The sequence below is a fragment of the Corynebacterium sp. S5S1 genome (assembly GCF_001913985.1).
GTDB classification, from domain to species: Bacteria; Actinomycetota; Actinomycetes; order Mycobacteriales; family Mycobacteriaceae; genus Corynebacterium; species Corynebacterium marquesiae.
In genome coordinates, this window is the sequence record NZ_MKXT01000005.1 from 38,075 (window position 1) to 53,915 (window position 15,841).

11 protein-coding genes are annotated in these 15,841 nt (G+C 58.7%); 6 read left to right on the forward strand and 5 right to left on the reverse strand.

Going from position 1 to position 15,841, the window contains the following annotated elements:
* Positions 1-100: 100 nt before the first annotated feature.
* Complete coding sequence (locus BKN05_RS02750) at positions 101-1,597, forward strand: ATP-binding protein (protein ID WP_239661061.1); 1,497 nt, start codon at positions 101-103, stop codon at positions 1,595-1,597.
* On the opposite strand, the gene BKN05_RS02755 is transcribed toward BKN05_RS02750, so the two are convergent.
* Genes BKN05_RS02755 through BKN05_RS02770 form a run of 4 tightly spaced genes read right to left on the reverse strand, consistent with a single transcriptional unit; the run spans position 1,594 to position 9,699 of the window.
* Entirely contained in the window at positions 1,594-4,812 is a 3,219-nt protein-coding gene (locus tag BKN05_RS02755; RefSeq protein ID WP_286687884.1) for a type I restriction endonuclease subunit R, read from the reverse strand. The two genes, BKN05_RS02750 and BKN05_RS02755, sit on opposite strands and share 4 nt — an antisense overlap.
* 36 nt (positions 4,813-4,848) lie before the next feature.
* Positions 4,849-6,021: a restriction endonuclease subunit S gene (locus BKN05_RS02760; RefSeq protein ID WP_286687885.1), complete on the reverse strand. Its 1,173-nt coding sequence runs from the start codon at positions 6,019-6,021 to the stop codon at positions 4,849-4,851.
* Positions 6,021-7,652: a class I SAM-dependent DNA methyltransferase gene (locus tag BKN05_RS02765; RefSeq protein ID WP_286687886.1), complete on the reverse strand. Its 1,632-nt coding sequence runs from the start codon at positions 7,650-7,652 to the stop codon at positions 6,021-6,023. The genes BKN05_RS02760 and BKN05_RS02765 overlap by 1 nt, the downstream gene beginning before the upstream one ends.
* Positions 7,653-7,704: 52 nt before the next feature.
* Positions 7,705-9,699, reverse strand: coding sequence for a helix-turn-helix transcriptional regulator (locus BKN05_RS02770; RefSeq protein WP_286687887.1), 1,995 nt, complete (start codon positions 9,697-9,699; stop codon positions 7,705-7,707).
* 464 nt (positions 9,700-10,163) lie between these two features.
* On the opposite strand from BKN05_RS02770, the gene BKN05_RS02775 reads away from it, so the two are divergent.
* Together BKN05_RS02775 and BKN05_RS02780 are read left to right on the forward strand one after the other, a co-directional pair.
* Positions 10,164-10,352: a DEAD/DEAH box helicase gene (locus BKN05_RS02775; RefSeq protein ID WP_286687888.1), complete on the forward strand. Its 189-nt coding sequence runs from the start codon at positions 10,164-10,166 to the stop codon at positions 10,350-10,352.
* A gap of 76 nt (positions 10,353-10,428) precedes the next feature.
* Entirely contained in the window at positions 10,429-11,016 is a 588-nt protein-coding gene (locus tag BKN05_RS02780) for a three-helix bundle dimerization domain-containing protein (protein WP_284788407.1), read from the forward strand.
* Here the strand turns inward: BKN05_RS02780 and BKN05_RS02785 are convergent.
* A complete protein-coding gene (locus tag BKN05_RS02785) occupies positions 11,013-12,275 on the reverse strand; it encodes a TPM domain-containing protein (RefSeq protein WP_286687889.1) in 1,263 nt (420 codons plus the stop codon). The genes BKN05_RS02780 and BKN05_RS02785 overlap by 4 nt on opposite strands.
* Positions 12,276-12,381: 106 nt before the next feature.
* On the opposite strand from BKN05_RS02785, the gene BKN05_RS02790 reads away from it, so the two are divergent.
* Genes BKN05_RS02790 through BKN05_RS02800 form a run of 3 tightly spaced genes read left to right on the forward strand, consistent with a single transcriptional unit; the run spans position 12,382 to position 15,812 of the window.
* A complete protein-coding gene (locus BKN05_RS02790) occupies positions 12,382-14,334 on the forward strand; it encodes a glycosyltransferase (protein WP_286687890.1) in 1,953 nt (650 codons plus the stop codon).
* Positions 14,324-14,839: a phosphatase PAP2 family protein gene (locus tag BKN05_RS02795; RefSeq protein ID WP_269954061.1), complete on the forward strand. Its 516-nt coding sequence runs from the start codon at positions 14,324-14,326 to the stop codon at positions 14,837-14,839. Before BKN05_RS02790 ends, BKN05_RS02795 begins: the two co-directional genes overlap by 11 nt.
* Complete coding sequence (locus tag BKN05_RS02800; protein ID WP_049377540.1) at positions 14,832-15,812, forward strand: decaprenyl-phosphate phosphoribosyltransferase; 981 nt, start codon at positions 14,832-14,834, stop codon at positions 15,810-15,812. The genes BKN05_RS02795 and BKN05_RS02800 overlap by 8 nt, the downstream gene beginning before the upstream one ends.
* Positions 15,813-15,841: the final 29 nt, after the last annotated feature.

The window sequence follows — 15,841 nt, forward strand, 5'->3', positions numbered from 1 at the left end:
GAGGAACACTTGCGAACACTACACAACGCACCACAGTGTGTGTAGTGTTGTGTGTAGTGTTTGAGGGTGTTCAGGAGCGTTGAGCGCTGATAGGGGGTAAGTGATTGTGGTCTGGGACGATGACCAAGCGGAGATCACCGAGATCATTGGAAGCCTGCGAACTCAGGACACCGATACGCGCGCCGTCGAGGTCAAGGCAGCTGCGGGAGGTTTTCCCAAGAAGCTCGTTCGCTCTATCTCTGCCTTTGCTAACGGGACCGGTGGAATCATCATCTTGGGGCTGGATGAAGACAACGGGTTCGTTACGGTACCAGGCTTTGATGCTATTGCCATGGCGGATGCCCTGGCTGGCGCATGTGCAGACCTCGTGACCCCGTCGGTTCGCGCCCAGATCGGCATTGTTGAATGGGAGGGCGCGAGCATTGTCGTTGGCACCATTCCCGAATGTGCTCCTTTTGAGAAGCCTTGCTGGGTCGTTTCTCAGTCGAAGTATCACGGCAGCTATATCCGGGTCCATGATGGGGACCGCGTACTAAAGCCATACGAGATCGACCGGCTGGAGGAAAACAAGACCCAGCCGGAATGGGATCTGGAGCCGGTTCCGGATGCTGACATCGACGATCTGGATCCTGACATTGTGGCCGAGATCTTGGCCCGCGAGCGCTCCATCCATGAACGCATTTTTGGACGGTTGAGCGATGAAGAGGCGATGTTAGCGCTCCATCTAATTACCCGGAACGACAACGGAAAACTAGTGCCAACTCTGGGCGGGCTTATGGCAGCGGGCACTTACCCGCAACAGTTTTTCCCGCGGCTCAACGTGACCTTTGCAGCATATCCCGGCACCAATAAATCGGCCGGGATGGGCAAGCAGCGCTTCCTCGACAACGAAAGTCTGGTGGGGCCCATTCCGGTACTGGTCGCGGATGCCGTGCGGGCAGTCCGACGCAATATGCGCGTCGGAGGCGTAATCGAGGGAGTCTTCCGTAAGGACTTGCCGGACTATCCTCCGGAGGCTGTGCGTGAGGCAGTCGCTAATGCGCTTATGCACCGTGACTATTCGCCGCAGGCGCGGGGCACGCAGGTACAAGTGAACCTGTATGCCGACCGGCTGGAGATCCTTAACCCAGGTGGTCTTTATGGAACGGTCACCGTTGATCGATTGGGCACTGCGGGTATGTCTAGCGCGCGCAATCAGCATTTGTCTGCGTTGCTGGAGGTGACTCCTGCCGGTGACGGAGACGGGTACGTTGCGGAAAATCGTGGTACCGGATATATCGAGATTCTCGACCAACTGGAGCAGCAGCTGCTGCCGCCGCCGGTACCACAGGATTCACTAACCGCATTTGAACTCACCTTTGCGCGGCGAAATCCGACTGCTCCGGAGCGCACCGCGGCGTTGGGTGGCGTTACCCGCGGGCGCGTGCTCGATTATCTTCGCGAACACAGGACAGCGTCCAGCCGCGAATTGGCAGGGGCTGCAGGGCTGTCCCTCAACGGAGTGCGCAGGACCATCAACGAACTTGTTGAGGAAGGCGTCATCGTGCGCACTGAGCCGCTGAAGAGCCCGAAGCAGCGCTATCGGCTGCAGGGCTAACCACGGTGCTCAACGTCACCTTGTTCGTGCGCCGCCGCTGAATACCTTGGCGCGAATTTCTCCATCTGTTCAAGCACGAGCTTGATGGCCTCCGGCGCCTTGTCCGGTGGATACTTGTAGTCGCGTAGCAACCTGCGGACCGAGCGGCGTAGTTTCGCACGTACGTCATCGCGGACTGTCCAGTCGGTCTTTGCATCGCGACGCAGCATGGAAACGAGCTGGCGTGCGATTTCAGCAAGAACTTCGTCGTCCATGAGCTCGTTTGCGGATTCGTTTGTCGACACTGCGTCGAAGAAGGTGAGCTCGTCATTGCCTAGTGGCGGGGTGAATTGTTCACCACGTTTGCTTTCCTTGACAATCTCTTTGGACAGGCGGATGAGTTCGGCGATGATTTCAGCGGCCGTGAGCTGCTGATTGGTGTATCGATTCATCAGCTCGGTGATCCGCTCGGAGAATTGCTTGGAGCGCAGCTCGTTGTTTCCTGTGGCGGTGCGGGCTTCCTGCTGGAGCTGGCGGCGCAACGCATCGATGAGCAACGAGACCTCAGAGGGGGATTGTTTGTCTTTGAACAGGTCGACGGTGAGATCCTGCAAGTTCGGAATCTCAATCCCGGCCTGGCGGTAGATGTCGATGACACCGGTGGCCTCAGCCGAATCAACGACCAGCTTGCCTAGGGTGTTGCGGATGGAGTCGCTAATCGGCTCGCCATTGGCCACGCGGTCGCCCGCATCGAGCTTGATGAGCCAGTTCTTGACCTCGGAATAGAACTGCACGCTCGGACGGAATTCATCGGCGGTAGGGCTGTTGGACGCAAGCGCCCATGCACGCGCGAGCCTTCCAGCCTGACGCTTGAACTCATCAGCGACGGGACGCGCGTTTGGCTTCTCGGGGTCGTAGTTGCCTTCGGTTCTTGGATTGCGAAGGAAACCAGTGACATCGAGCAAGGCACGGCGAAGGTTGGCGTCATCGATGAAAGCGGTGTTCTTCCATTCGATTCCCACAATGTCGTCGAGACGAGCCAGGAATCCCTTCGCCAGAGTTAGTGCTTCCTCAACGTCCTGGCCTGTGACCTTGGTTCCGTCGTCGGAAGGGTTAAGGGTGAACTCCGCAAGAGCTTTTTCCAGGTTCTCGACCAGCGGAGCATAGGCGACAAGGAGGCCATCCTGCTTGTCCCGGAACGTGCGATTCACACGGGCGAGCGTCTGCATGAGCAGCGCGCTCTTGAGCGAGCGGTCAATGTAGAGCGTGTGCAGGGGCGGCGCATCGAAACCGGTGAGCATCATGGACTGAACGATGGCGATTTCCAGCTCGTCGTCGACGCCCTTGATGCGGTTCTTCACGGCCTTGAGCGCGCTCGGGCGGCGCATATGGACCTTGAGCTCATCCGGATCGGACGGCGCGGCAGAGTAGATGACCTTGATTTTTCCCTTGTCATCGGCATCCGAGTGCCACTCAGGGCGCAGCGCCACGATCTTGGAGTAGAGGCGTGCTGCGATGGAACGCGTGGCGGTCACGATCATGGCTTTGCCCGGTGCACCGATGAACTCCCGCATGTTCTCGCGGCGGTCTTCCCAGTGGCGAACAAAGTCCTCAGCGAGCGCATCCAAGCGGTCGTCGGAACCGTAAATGATTTCCAACGCGGCGACGGAGCGCTGAATCCGGTCGCGCTCGACTTCGTCGAGACCCGTGAGCACTTCCTCAGCGGTGTCATCAATCTCGTCATCGGTAATCCCAGCAATGCGCTTGAGTGGGATGAGGCGCGGTTCGAAATACACGGGAACGACGGCACCGTCCTCGACGGCGCGGTTCATGTCGTAGATGTCGACGTCATCACCGAAGACCTTGCGCGTATCGCGGTCCCATTCCTTGAGCGGGGTACCGGTAAACGCCAACATGGTGGCATTCGGTAGTGCATTACGCAGGTGCTGCGCGTAACCGTCAGCCGCGGTGTCGCCAAAGCCATAGTGCGAGCGGTGAGCCTCATCAACGATGACCACAATGTTGCTGCGGTCAGAGAGCAACGGGTGCTCCTTTTCGCGGAGCTCGCCCTTTCCATTCAAGCCAAACTTCTGGAGCGTGGAGAAGTAGATGCCGCCGGAGGTCTTCTGTGAGAGCAGCTCACGCAACTCAGCACGGGACTCGATATTGCGCGGTGTCTCCGGCAGGATGGTGGACCGGTTGAAGGTCTCGAAGAGCTGCTCATCCAGCTCGGTACGGTCATTGAGCACAATCACGGTCGGGCTGAGCATCTCGGGCCGACGCATAATCTTGGCGGTGTAGAGCTCCATCTCCATGGACTTGCCCGCTCCCGTCGTGTGCCAGATGACGCCAGCGCGCTTGTCGCCGCGCGCCGCCGTGATCGTGGAACCCACAGCCTTGGTCACCGCGAAGTACTGGTGCGGCTTCGCGATGCGCATGATCAGGCCCTCGGCCGTGTCATCGAACGCCGTGAAGTCGCTGTAGAGCTGCCCAAAACGCTCCACATTAAACAGACCATCAAGCAACAGGTCCAGCTGCGTGACCGGCTCGCCGGCCACAACCATGTTGTTGGGGTCGACCGGGCTGCCGTCCTCATCCACGTTCCATGGCGCAAAGTGGTTCCACGGAGTAAACGGCGTACCGTACTTCGCGCTGAGGTCATCCGAAGGAATCACAATATTGGCGAAGCGGAAGGCCATGCCGAATTCCTTGACGTACGTCTGCAGCTGGTTGTGGGCGCCCTCGACGGAGGTATTCGCGCCCGTCTTCTTCAGCTCGATAAACGCTAGCGGCATGCCGTTGACGTAGCAGACCACATCGAAGCGACGCTCTCCATCGAGGTTCGCAACGGTGACCTGGTTGAGCGACAAGTAGTCGTTCTTGTGCGGGTGTGAGGACAGGAAGTTGATGGTCGGGTTCTGGAAATTGCCTTCGTGGTCGATGTACTCGATACCGCGGTAGCCTTCCACCAAAATCTGGTGAATGCGCCGGTTCTCCGCAATCGCGGACTGTGACTTCGGCGTGATGACCTCACCAATCGCCTGGTCGAGGTACTCCTCCGGCACGTCCGGGTTGAGGTTGCGCACGGCATTGCGCAGTCGCCCGCGCAGCACGATGTCATTCCACGTGTCGCGCTCGCCGGAACCCGGCGCAAAGTCCGGGCCGTGTCCAGCCTGCCATTCCAGTTCAGCCAGGTGGTCCTGGACAATGAGCTCGAGGGATTCTTCGCTCAACATGAGCTTCTCCTTAGGGGTTGTAGGAGTAGGGAGTGCTTAGCTTTCCGATGCCGCCTCATCCGCAGCGTCCTCCGCCTCACCGACCGTAATGCGGCCGCTCATGAGGAGGGGAAGGAGTTCGTCGCGGGTGCGGGCGAGGACTTGGTTTTCTACCACCAAACTTTCGAATCGGAGTGTTAGCAACTCAAGCATTTGTAGTTCTTCAGCAGAAAGCGTTCGTGTGTCAGGAACTTCGCTAGTCAAGATGTCGGCAGGACGTACGCGTTGGTGACTTTTTGAAGTTCCTCCCGTCAGTGACTCCAGGTGATGGAAAAGCTCAGGTTGTGCTGTGGCTGCAAAAAGCTGTGCTTGTGTACAAGTTGTTGGTCGAAGCACAACAAATTCCGAAGATGCGATCATTGGAACGTCTTCGTTGATGACGGGGACACTCCAGATTCGGGGCGTATGTGGATTCAACTTTGACAGCAGAACACAGGGACGTTCAAGTGAGAATTTGTTGCTCTTAATAGTTGCTGGATCTTCCTGTGCAGGAGCACCGAGATCGAACGCCGGGAGGCTGTAGTGCAAGACTGTTTTGGCTTCAATGGTTTCTGGCTTAATTGAGCGTGTGCTTCGTTCGCACAGAACAGACAGCTTAACGGTGTTCGTTGGTTTTCCACCAAGGGTTTTAATTAAATCGAGTGCGATGCCCTTAGCTCGATTGTTTGCGGCGATTTTATCGTCGAGGGATGCCAATGTCCGCCCGATTGGGCGTTGAACTTTAAGTTCTGGAAGTGTTATTTCCCAATTGGGCAACGTGGTGATCGGCAGACGGTTTACGGTTGCCCCGTATAGGGTGTTTTGGGCAATCTTTTGCTGCCATTTCGGGGAAAGCCAATAGTAGAGTAGGAAGGTCGGATCGACGACTTCTGGGTTCGGTCGGAGCAGTGCCATACGGCGACCGAGGGCTGCATCGATGTCAGGCGGCATTAACGCGGCTTCCCCGAGCCGAGTTTCATAAGAAAATAGAAGGTCGTTTTCTCGTGGCGTTACTCGACGAGTCCAACGCTGAAAGTCTTCGTCATCGATGAAATCGGATTCGTCGAGAATTAAGCGTCCGTTTTGGAGTGAGCTGATGTTCAGGAAGTATTTCCCCTCTTTACGTCGTTTGGGTGTCGCGTGAGGACCATCAAAGACTTCACCAATTTCGCGGATTCGTAGCTTTGGCATTACTTCAACCTCCCCAGCTGTTCGCGGACGACCTGGTCGAGGCGGGCGGCGTCGTCAAGCGCGGTGGTGAGCTCGTTGGTGAGTCGGGCAATCTTCTCGTCGATGGGCTCGTCGTCTTCCTCGGCTTCGGCGAAGCCGACGTAGCGGCCGGGGGTCATGGCGAAGTCGGCGTCGCGGATGTCGTCGAGGGAGGCGGACTTGCAGAAGCCAGCAATGTCTTCGTAGGCCTCGTCCTTCGGAGCGGAGGTGCGGCCGCGCCACAGGCGGAAGGTGTCGGCGATCTTCTGGATATCCTCGTCGCTGAAGGTACGCTCCGTGCGGTCAATCATGTGGCCGAGCTCGCGGGCATCGATGAAGAGCACCTGATTGGTGCGGTCGATGGAGCCTTTGGAACCCGCCTTCTTGTCCTTGGCGAAGAACCAGACGCAAACCGGAATCTGCGTGCCGCGGAAGAGCTGTGCAGGAAGAGCGATGATGCAGGAGACGATGTCGTCTTCCACCATGGCCTTGCGGATATCGCCTTCACCAGAGGAGTTCGACGTCATCGTGCCATTGGCCATGACAACACCGGCCTCGCCCTGAGAGGTGAGCTTGGAGGTAATGTGCTGCATCCACGCGAAGTTTGCATTGCGCTTGGGCGGGACGCCGTACTTCCAGCGCGTGTCTTCCTCGTTTCGCGACCAATCCTTGATGTTGAACGGTGGGTTGGCCATGACGTAGTCCATCTGCTTGCCCGGATGGATGTCGCGGGCGAAGGTGTCGGCCCACCGCTCGCCGAGGCCAGCGGAGCTAATAGCGTGGATGGCCAGGTTCATCTTGGCCATGCGCCAGGTGCGCTCATTGAGCTCCTGACCGTAGATGGCCAGAGCAGTGCGGTCCTTCTCCGTGGTTTCGAGGAACTTCTCTGCCTGAACGAACATGCCGCCTGAGCCACAGCACGGGTCGTAAACGCGACCCTGGGTCGGCTCCAGGATTTCCACGAGAGTGCGGACGACGGGGCGCGGGGTGTAGAACTCGCCGCCACGCTTGCCCTCAGCGCGAGCGAACTTCTCCAGGAAGTATTCATAGACCTCACCCAGCAAATCGCGAGCACGCTCGGGACCCTCCGCGGTGAAACGCGTGGTGCTGAACAAGTCGATGAGTTCGCCCAACCGACGCTGGTCAACGCTATCCGAGGCGAAGTTCGTGGGCAGGGTACCTAATAGCGACTCATTGTCCAGCATGAGCTGCTTCATCGCGTTATCGATGAGCTTGCCAATGGACTGGTACTCCTGGCCGGCGTCGGCCGTCTTGCCCTTCGAGTTGTCGCGCAGGAAGGTCCAACGAGCGATGCGGTCCACCCAGAAAACGTTCTTCTCACGGTAAGCGTCGATATCCTCCAGGTCTTCCTGGATGTACTCTTCGCTATCGCCGCGCTCCTCGCCTTCAGCACGCAGCTCCGCGCGCCGGGCGTCGAAAGCATCAGTGACGTATTTGAGGAATACCAGTCCTAGGACGATGTCCTTGTACTGGGATGCGTCCATGGAACCGCGCAGCTTGTCTGCTGCCTTCCATAAAGTGTCCTTGAGCTCTTTGAGGGTGGTGGCGGAGGCAGACTCTACGTTCTGCACATCCTTGACTGAGTTAGTCATTTTTCTCCTTACATATAACGGTGTTTGTGCGTTTGAATGTTGAACTCTGTTATTAGCCTGGCGGGGATTGTGCACGAGATTCAGCGATGGTGACAGCACCGGTACCTATCGAAATAGTGAGGTTGTGCCGTAGAACATCGATGCTCCTTAGCTGCTCAACCAACTGGCGACGCCGTGCGCCGAGCTGTTGCTCGACTGTGCTGAGGTCTTCCGCATTCTTGCGAGGCAATACGGGGAAGTACACCGATGCCAACTCGGAGGAGACAGCTTCGTTAATAGCCTTCTCTACGAGGTAGGGAAGGCAGACCTGTTCCAAGGGAGTGTGGCTGCGTCCACGGAAGGTGCGGCATCGTAGTGCTTGAGCCGGTGCAGTGACTAGCTTGCCGCCTTCCTCATCGATGAGCGCGCGTGGTCTTGGGTTCTTGATGAAGACCACGTCCCCTGGTTCTGTGAGGGTGCCGCGCGGTGCAATGTCTTCCAGCCGGAGACGATCGATGCAACGTGCGCCCTGTGGAATGCTCCCCAGAATTTCGGGTTCACCGATGAGTTCCAGTTTTGCTACTGCTTCAGGGGCGAGATCATGTTCGGCAATGCGGGATCCGCTGAGTTTCTGCAGTACCCCAGTGCGAGCGTTGGTCGCGGCCTTCCACGGTAGGTACTCAAGGCGCGTTGCCCCCGATTCAGCGCGCATACCAATCTTTGGCTGCGCGTCCTCCAGCCCTGCTGAACTGATGTCTAATCCTGCTTGATGCGCGGTATGCATGAGATCGGCGGCGGAGGACGTCGACGTAGAAGAAAAGACCGAGTCATCGAGAGAATGAGTACGACTGCGCCAGGCATCAGCGGCGCGAAGAATACGACCGCGGACAAAGGCGTGCTTGCGTGCTTCATCCGGTGTGGTGAGCATGGTTGCCCAGTCTGAGACGAGACCGGGTCTCTTAAGGTCCGGCACGTCAGCGATAACCACAGCAGCATCGGCAGGGTTGCCTATGGCCTCGCGATTAGGGCGCTTGAGAATCCATAGTGCGCCCTGCTGCTGTCCGCGGTCCGGAAAAATACCTCGGGGCAGCCGTGCGCTGTAACGCAGCGGTGCAATTGCGCCGGTTTCGGTCGGTGCGAGGAACCGCCGTCGGACGACCTGCGCTAAAGAGTCCTCGATAAGCATGTCTGCGGTGGAAATGCAGAACATTGCGCCGCGCTCGTCTAAGTTGTCGAGCAAGTCCTGGAGGTGCTCGAAGTATTCGGGCGCAGTCTTTGGAGGGGAAGGAACAGCGTGGACGAGGAGAGAATTCGCTGGGATCTCCTCGCTAGCGTCGATGAATTCCACGTTTCGGCACGCTAGTTCGGCCCAATAGAGAGAGTCTGGTGCGCAGTCTTTTCGATATCCGATGCTGAGCACCAGTGTCTCTTCGAGTTCCCGGGTGAGTCCAGTGACGAAACCTAGGCTGTATTCATCAGTAGGGATGATAGGTGGAGTTGGGTTCTCTAGCGTGAGGGCTTCCGATACTGCTTGCATAGCGCGGGAAGTAAATCGGGAAGAGAGTGTGACCTGGCGCTGAGCACTGAGGTCATCTGCAAGACGGGCGAGCGCGGCCGCGGGCCCGAAAGCTGCCTCGGCTACCTGCTCTGCTGCTTTTGCGATATCAGCTTCAGGGGCATCAGAAGGAATGTTGTCTGCTGCGCGCTGGTACGCCGCGGTAAGAGAGTCGATTACTGCAGCAGAGGGCGAAAAATCCTGAGGGGAGAGAGCCGTGTTGCAGTTCAAAAGGCCCAAGGCCGCGCGTGCCGGATTGCGGAGCAGCATTCGGTAGAGCGAAGAATAGAAGAGGGCATCTTTAACGGCTGTGTCGCGGCGGCCGAGCTTGGTTTCTCGCAGCCAGTCTTGAATTTCGGTGATGGCGTAGTAGGGGTGGCCATCATGTTCTCCGTAAGGGGAGGGGAAGGGCACGTTGGATTCTGAGTTAAAGCGCTGAATCCACTCGTTGACCGCGGGGCGCGTAACGCCGGTCAGCCGGGCGACATCGGCGAGTGTCAGTGTTGCGGTCACTTGAGGCCTCCTTTCATGGGGTAGTGATGGGGAATAAGGGCGAGCGGTCATTGCTGATTGCTCTGTCCACTACGTTAAAGGAACTCGAGTGAAGTAAACAGCTTTTAGTATGGTAATCGTCCTGAAGGGTGCTTAAGGCTGGTTAATTAATACTAAAAAGTGTTGCCCGAGAGTGGTTTGGGTTTCGTGGGGATCGGGCTTCAAAAGCGCATGACTTGCTGACGTGTTCGGTCAGATCCGGTGCTAAAGCGGGGGATTGATGTGCACTTTGTGGCCGATTTCCTGCTTGTAAACGTGTTGGCTCGGGCTGTCTGTCGATGTCGACATGTGCATGGTTATCGCCTCAGCGCTGAGCATGTTCGACATCAAGCTCGCGCCCTTCTGGAACGAGGGCAAGGCCATTGAGCAGGAGCGTGGCCACTAAGCGCTATGCTTAATCACCTCTGAGGAAAGGAGGTGACGGCATGGCTGACCGCCGCATGTGGAAAATGTCGCCGGATCGGCTGCAAGAGCATCTAAAATTGCGTAGCCGCGCATCGCGCATTCCCGATAAAAAGAAGGAACAGTCCAAGAAGGCCTGCCGGAACACCCGGCGGGCCTTTCCGCTTTCCGGTGCAGAAAACTATTGGGTTATTCCCAACCGTTTGACTTAACCCAACGTTAACCATTAAAGTTAACTACAGGTTAACAATTAGCAAACGGGACAATAATCCGAGAAAGGGGATAACAATGAACCAGTTTGAAACCCTGCGCCAGGATCTGCACGAGAACTATGGCCACGAGTACACGGCCGCGGAAATCGATGCCAAGCTCGATGAGGTTATTGCCAAGCACACCAAAAAGGCGGAACTCGATGAATTCGTGCCGCTTTTGGTGGAGCGTGAGGTCCGCGACTACTTCGGTGCTCACCGCCTGCACGTACGATTTGCCGCCGGTACCAATAATGCGCTGGCCCAAGCCGCAGCGGAACTGACCCGCAAGCACGCCGGCGCAGCCCTCTTTGTAGATACCGCCGTTACTCACCCAGAAAACGAAGCGGAAGGTCACCTTGCCCACGTCATGAACGAGCGCGGCATGGGCGAGGCCCCGAATAAGTACCTCGATGAGGTGCGTACGGTAGCGATGCCGGATTACATCGTGTTCTTGGGCCGCGAGATCGAGCGCGATGAGGCAGGCAAGGACATCAAAATTTGGGATATTCCTGCCGCGGATACCGTGGAGGAGGCGCGCGAATTGGCTGATGACCTCGAAGCCCGCGTACTCTACATGCTCAATAAGCTGGGCATTGATCCGGTAGCCGAACCGGTCAACGCTTAGAAGCGATATGGGTTGGGCAGCTGGGAGGAGACGTTATTATTAGCTACCCAGAAGCCCGCAAACCTATAGGGCATGTAATGCGTGCCCATGCCGGGGCGCCATTCCGGCGTGCCTAGAAGCGGGGGAGTTTTACGGTCGCGTTGCGGATATAGCCTTTCTGGCAGCGCGCCCACCATGGGGTGGTAGTCCTCGAGGACGCGAGCGAAGGCGGAGTCGAAGTCTTCCCGCGACAGATCCTGGGACAGGTCTTTAATGCGCTGCGTTATCTGGCGCAAGCTGGCGTTGTCGGGCTGGCGGGAGAGGGCCGCTTGGGCGTCGCCAAGCAGCCATTGCACTTCGCCCGCGCGCACTGCAGTATCGCCGGCGCAGAAATTTTCCAAGGAATCTATCTGCGCTGCGGCCGTATTGATTTGCTTGAGCGCTTTGTATGCCTCCTTAATGGAAGCGGCGTGCAGGGAATAGTCTTGGATGTTCTCCAGCGCCTTGAGCGTCGGTCGCGCATCAGTGTACTGATTGAACAGAGAGCGCCACTGTACCTTCAGGTAGTCGCCCGCCAAGGGGGAATGCAGGGCGTCAATCCGTGCCTCCGTGCGCTTGATGAGTTCCTCAGCCCCGTCGCGAGCGCCCTCAATATAATCGAAGCGCTTGCGCACTCGGGCGCGGCGGATGAACAAGTAGGTAATGAGGCCGACCGCGCCCAGAACTACGAGCATCACAGTGGCTGCGATGAACACGGACCACGTGGGCGCCTCCTGCGCAGATTGCCGGCGCACGGTCGGATCCGCGACGGCGCGCGTGGCCAAGATCATGCCGACGGTATAGTCATCGTCCTCCAGCGCCGGCCGCATCTGATCCAGGATGCCGTCCACGCGGCCGGCGTCATAAATCTTGATGTCTCGGCACACTTGGGCGCCACAGCGCACGGCCATGCTATTGGGTTCAAAGCCCACGGCGATAACGAGTACATTCTTCTGCAGCTCACCGTTGCCGATGAATTGTGGGTGCTCGCGCGCCAAGTCATGCAACAGGGTGCGGGAAAAACCCTCGCCCGAATTCGGATACGTGGCGTAGACAACCTCGTGCACGGAATCTGGAAGGTGCATGGACTGCGCTTGTGATTTCACGGCCTCTTCGTCCGAAGAGCTTAGAATCTGGGCGTGGTCCAAAAAATCCACCGCGGGCTTGTCCTCCGCGAGGGCGGCGGGTGCGCTAGCTGCAGCAAAAAGACCTACTACTGCCGCGCAAGGAACCCATCTCATGATGTTCCATCTTACGGGCTCCGCGTGTAAACCGTAGTACTTATGCAAAAGCAACTACGCTAAATCGCTGACTACTGTTTATACCGTTTGGAGAATCGAAGTTATCGTGACTGCCAACAACACCCAGGCCCATGAGCCCCTGCAGCGCATTCTGCTGCCTAAGCGCGGCGAGCCCTTTGATGTGCGGATGCTCTACCTCATCGAGGCCGAGCAAAACCGCGAACGCCTCAGCTGGTTTAACCGCACGTCCGTAACCATCCCGGCCGGCGAGGAAGCCTCTTTTGAAACCTACTTCAACGCCTTCCCGGCCTCCTATTGGCGCCGCTGGTCCCAGCTGCGCTCCGTTATCCTCAGCCTGGACATTGAGGGCCAGGCAAATATTTCCCTCTACCGCTCCAAGCAGGATGGCCAGCGCATTTCCGTGGCCAACCACCTGGTAAGCACCGGCCACCATGAGTTCGAGCTGCCACTCAAAAACTTCGAAGACGGCGGCTGGCTGTGGTTCGATATCACCGCCGAGCAGGACACCACGCTTGCCGACGCCGCCTGGTGCTCCCCCCACGCCCCCGGCCCGCAGGTGCTGCCGGACGGCACCGAGCAGCCGGCCCAAGACAAGCGCGTGGCGGTAGGCATTCCCACTTTCAACCGCCCGACCGATGCCGTAGCAGCCCTTAAGGCATTGGCCGAGGACCCAGTAGTCGATGAGATCATCGACTTCGTCCTCATGCCGGACCAAGGCAACCAGCACCCTGCCGATGAGCCAGGCTATGACGAGGCAGTCGCTCACTTTGGTGAGCGCTTCCGCGAGTTCCGCCAGGGCAACCTAGGCGGCTCCGGTGGCTACTCCCGCATTATGTACGAGGCGCTGGAAAATACCGATTCGCCCTTCATCCTTTATATGGACGATGACATCGCCATCGAACCGGATTCCGTGCTGCGCGCGGTGCAAGCGGCCCGTTACGCTGCCAAGCCGATTATCGTCGGTGGCCAAATGCTTAACCTGCAGGAGCGCTCCCAGCTGCGCACTACCGGCGAGCGCGTCAACCGTGCCGATTTCATGTGGGGTGCGGCACCGCACGCCGTCTACGACCACGACTTTGCCAAGTACCCGCTGCGCGCCATCGGTACCCGCGAAACTCACCTAGATCCCAAGAAGTACGATTCCCGCGCGCTGCACCGCCGCGTTGACGTGGAGTACAACGGCTGGTGGATGTGCCTCTTCCCGCGCATTGTGGCAGAAACCAACGGCCAGCCGCTGCCGCTCTTTATCAAGTGGGACGATACCGAGTATTCCCTGCGCGCGGCGCGCAATGGCTTCCCCACGGTGACCTGGCCAGGTGCCGCCATCTGGCACATGGCCTGGGCGGATAAGGACGATGCCATTGACTGGCAGGCCTACTTCCACCTGCGCAACCGCCTCATCGTAGCCGCGATGTACCACGAGGGGCCGGCCAAGGGCATTACCAAGTCCATCTTTAAGTCCACCCTCAAGCACACCATGTGCATGGAATACTCCACCATGGCCATCCAGATTGAGGCTATGCGAGACTTCCTGGCCGGGCCGGACCAGCTCTTCGACATCCTGGAGTCTTCGCTGCCGCGCATTGCGCAGATCCGCAAGAACTACTCCGATGCCGTCATCCTGGAATCCGCCGATGAGCTGCCGGCTCCCACCGGCGCGCCGGGCGTGCCCACCCGCAATATCGGCGGCCGCCTGGCCAAGATTAAGAAGATCCCGTGGGCTATCAAGGGTCTCAAGCACCTCGTCAGCAAGGAAGACGCTGCGCACCATGAGGCGCCGCAGCTCAACCTCACCCCGGACGAGGCCCGCTGGTTCACCTTGTCCCGCGTAGATTCGGCCACTGTGTCCACCGCGGGTGGCACCGGCGTGGCCTTCCGCAAACGTGATCGCGATCTGGCCAAGGACCTCGTGACCCAGACCCGCGAATTGCTGAAGGAAATCGAAGAGAACTTCGATGACCTGCGCGCCGAATACCGGGCGGCCCAGCCGGAGCTGACCTCGCGCGAGTCGTGGAAGAAGGTCTTCGATGCCCAATAAGCTTTCCGTAGCAGAATCGCGCGTCCTCGAATGCATCCAGGGTGCGGCCTTCGACGTGCCCGGCGTGCTTCCCACCGCCCGCGGGCTTAGCCACTGGGGCGAGCATGCCTTGGGCTGGATGGGCAGCGCTGCGGTAGGGGCGGGCATCGACAAGCGCCGCCGCGAAGGCTGGGTCCGTGTTGGGGCCGCCGCCTTCCTCGCGCACGCCGCCAGTGTGGTGCTCAAGCGCATCGTGCGCCGCAAGCGCCCGGATTATCCGTACGTGCGCGTGGGGGTAAAGACGCCCTCCACATTGTCTTTCCCTAGCTCGCACGCGACTTCGACCACCGCATTCCTGGTGGCGGTAAGCCGCCTTACCGGCCGCAAGGCGCCCCTTCTCGGCGTGCCGGTAATGATGGCATCGCGTATGGTGCTCGGAGTGCACTATCCAACAGACACGGCCGTGGGTGCGGCCATCGGCGCTGCTACCGCGGAGGTCGTGATGAAAGGAATGAAGCATGAGTGATGATGGAAACCAGCACTTTTTCCATTCGGAACCGCACACCTCCGGCGTAGATACCGGCCGCAAGCGCAAGCCGCCGAAGAATCTTGCCGATGGCATGATTAAGGCCCTGCGCCCCAAGCAGTGGGTAAAAAACGTCCTGGTGCTGGCCGCCCCGGCTGCGGCCGGCGCCGATGCGTTATTCCACGGCCGCGTGCTTCTCGACGTCCTCTTGGCCTTCGTCGTCTTTTGCCTCGGTGCTTCCTCCATTTACCTGATTAACGATGCGAAGGACTGGCGCGAGGACCAAGAGCATCCGACCAAGCGCTTCCGCCCGATTGCCTCGGGCGTGCTGCCGATTAAGCTCGCCTATGTCATGGCCGTGGTGCTCATCGGCCTGTCCATCGGCCTGTCTTTCCTTGCCACCGCTGGGCCGCAGCTGGCTATCGTGATGGCGATTTATATCGCGTTGCAGTTGGGCTATTGCTTTGGCTGGAAGCATATGCCGGTGATTGATATCGCCCTGGTGTCCTCTGGCTTCATGTTGCGTACCATGGCCGGTGGCGTGGCTGCAGGCATCGAGCTTTCGCAGTGGTTCCTGCTGGTGGCGGCCTTTGGCTCGCTATTTATGGCCTCCGGCAAGCGCTACTCGGAGATTCTGTTGGTAGAACAGACCGGCGCGAAAATCCGCAAGTCCCTGGAGGGGTATACGCCCACTTACCTGCGCTTCGTGTGGACCCTAGCCGCCACCGCGGTGGTCATTTGCTACACCTTGTGGGGCTTCGAACTCGCTAACGACGCCCAGACCGGCGGCGTGTGGTACCAGATTTCCATGGTGCCGTTTACCATCGCCATCCTCCGCTATGCGGCCGATGTGGACCGCGGCCAGGGCGGCGCACCGGACGAGATTGCACTGGAGGACCGCACTTTGCAGGTTCTCGCCTTGGCTTGGTTCGCCTGCATTGCCATGGCGGTTTATATCATGCCGTTGCTCTAGACACAGCGGAATCGATATAGAAATTTTCC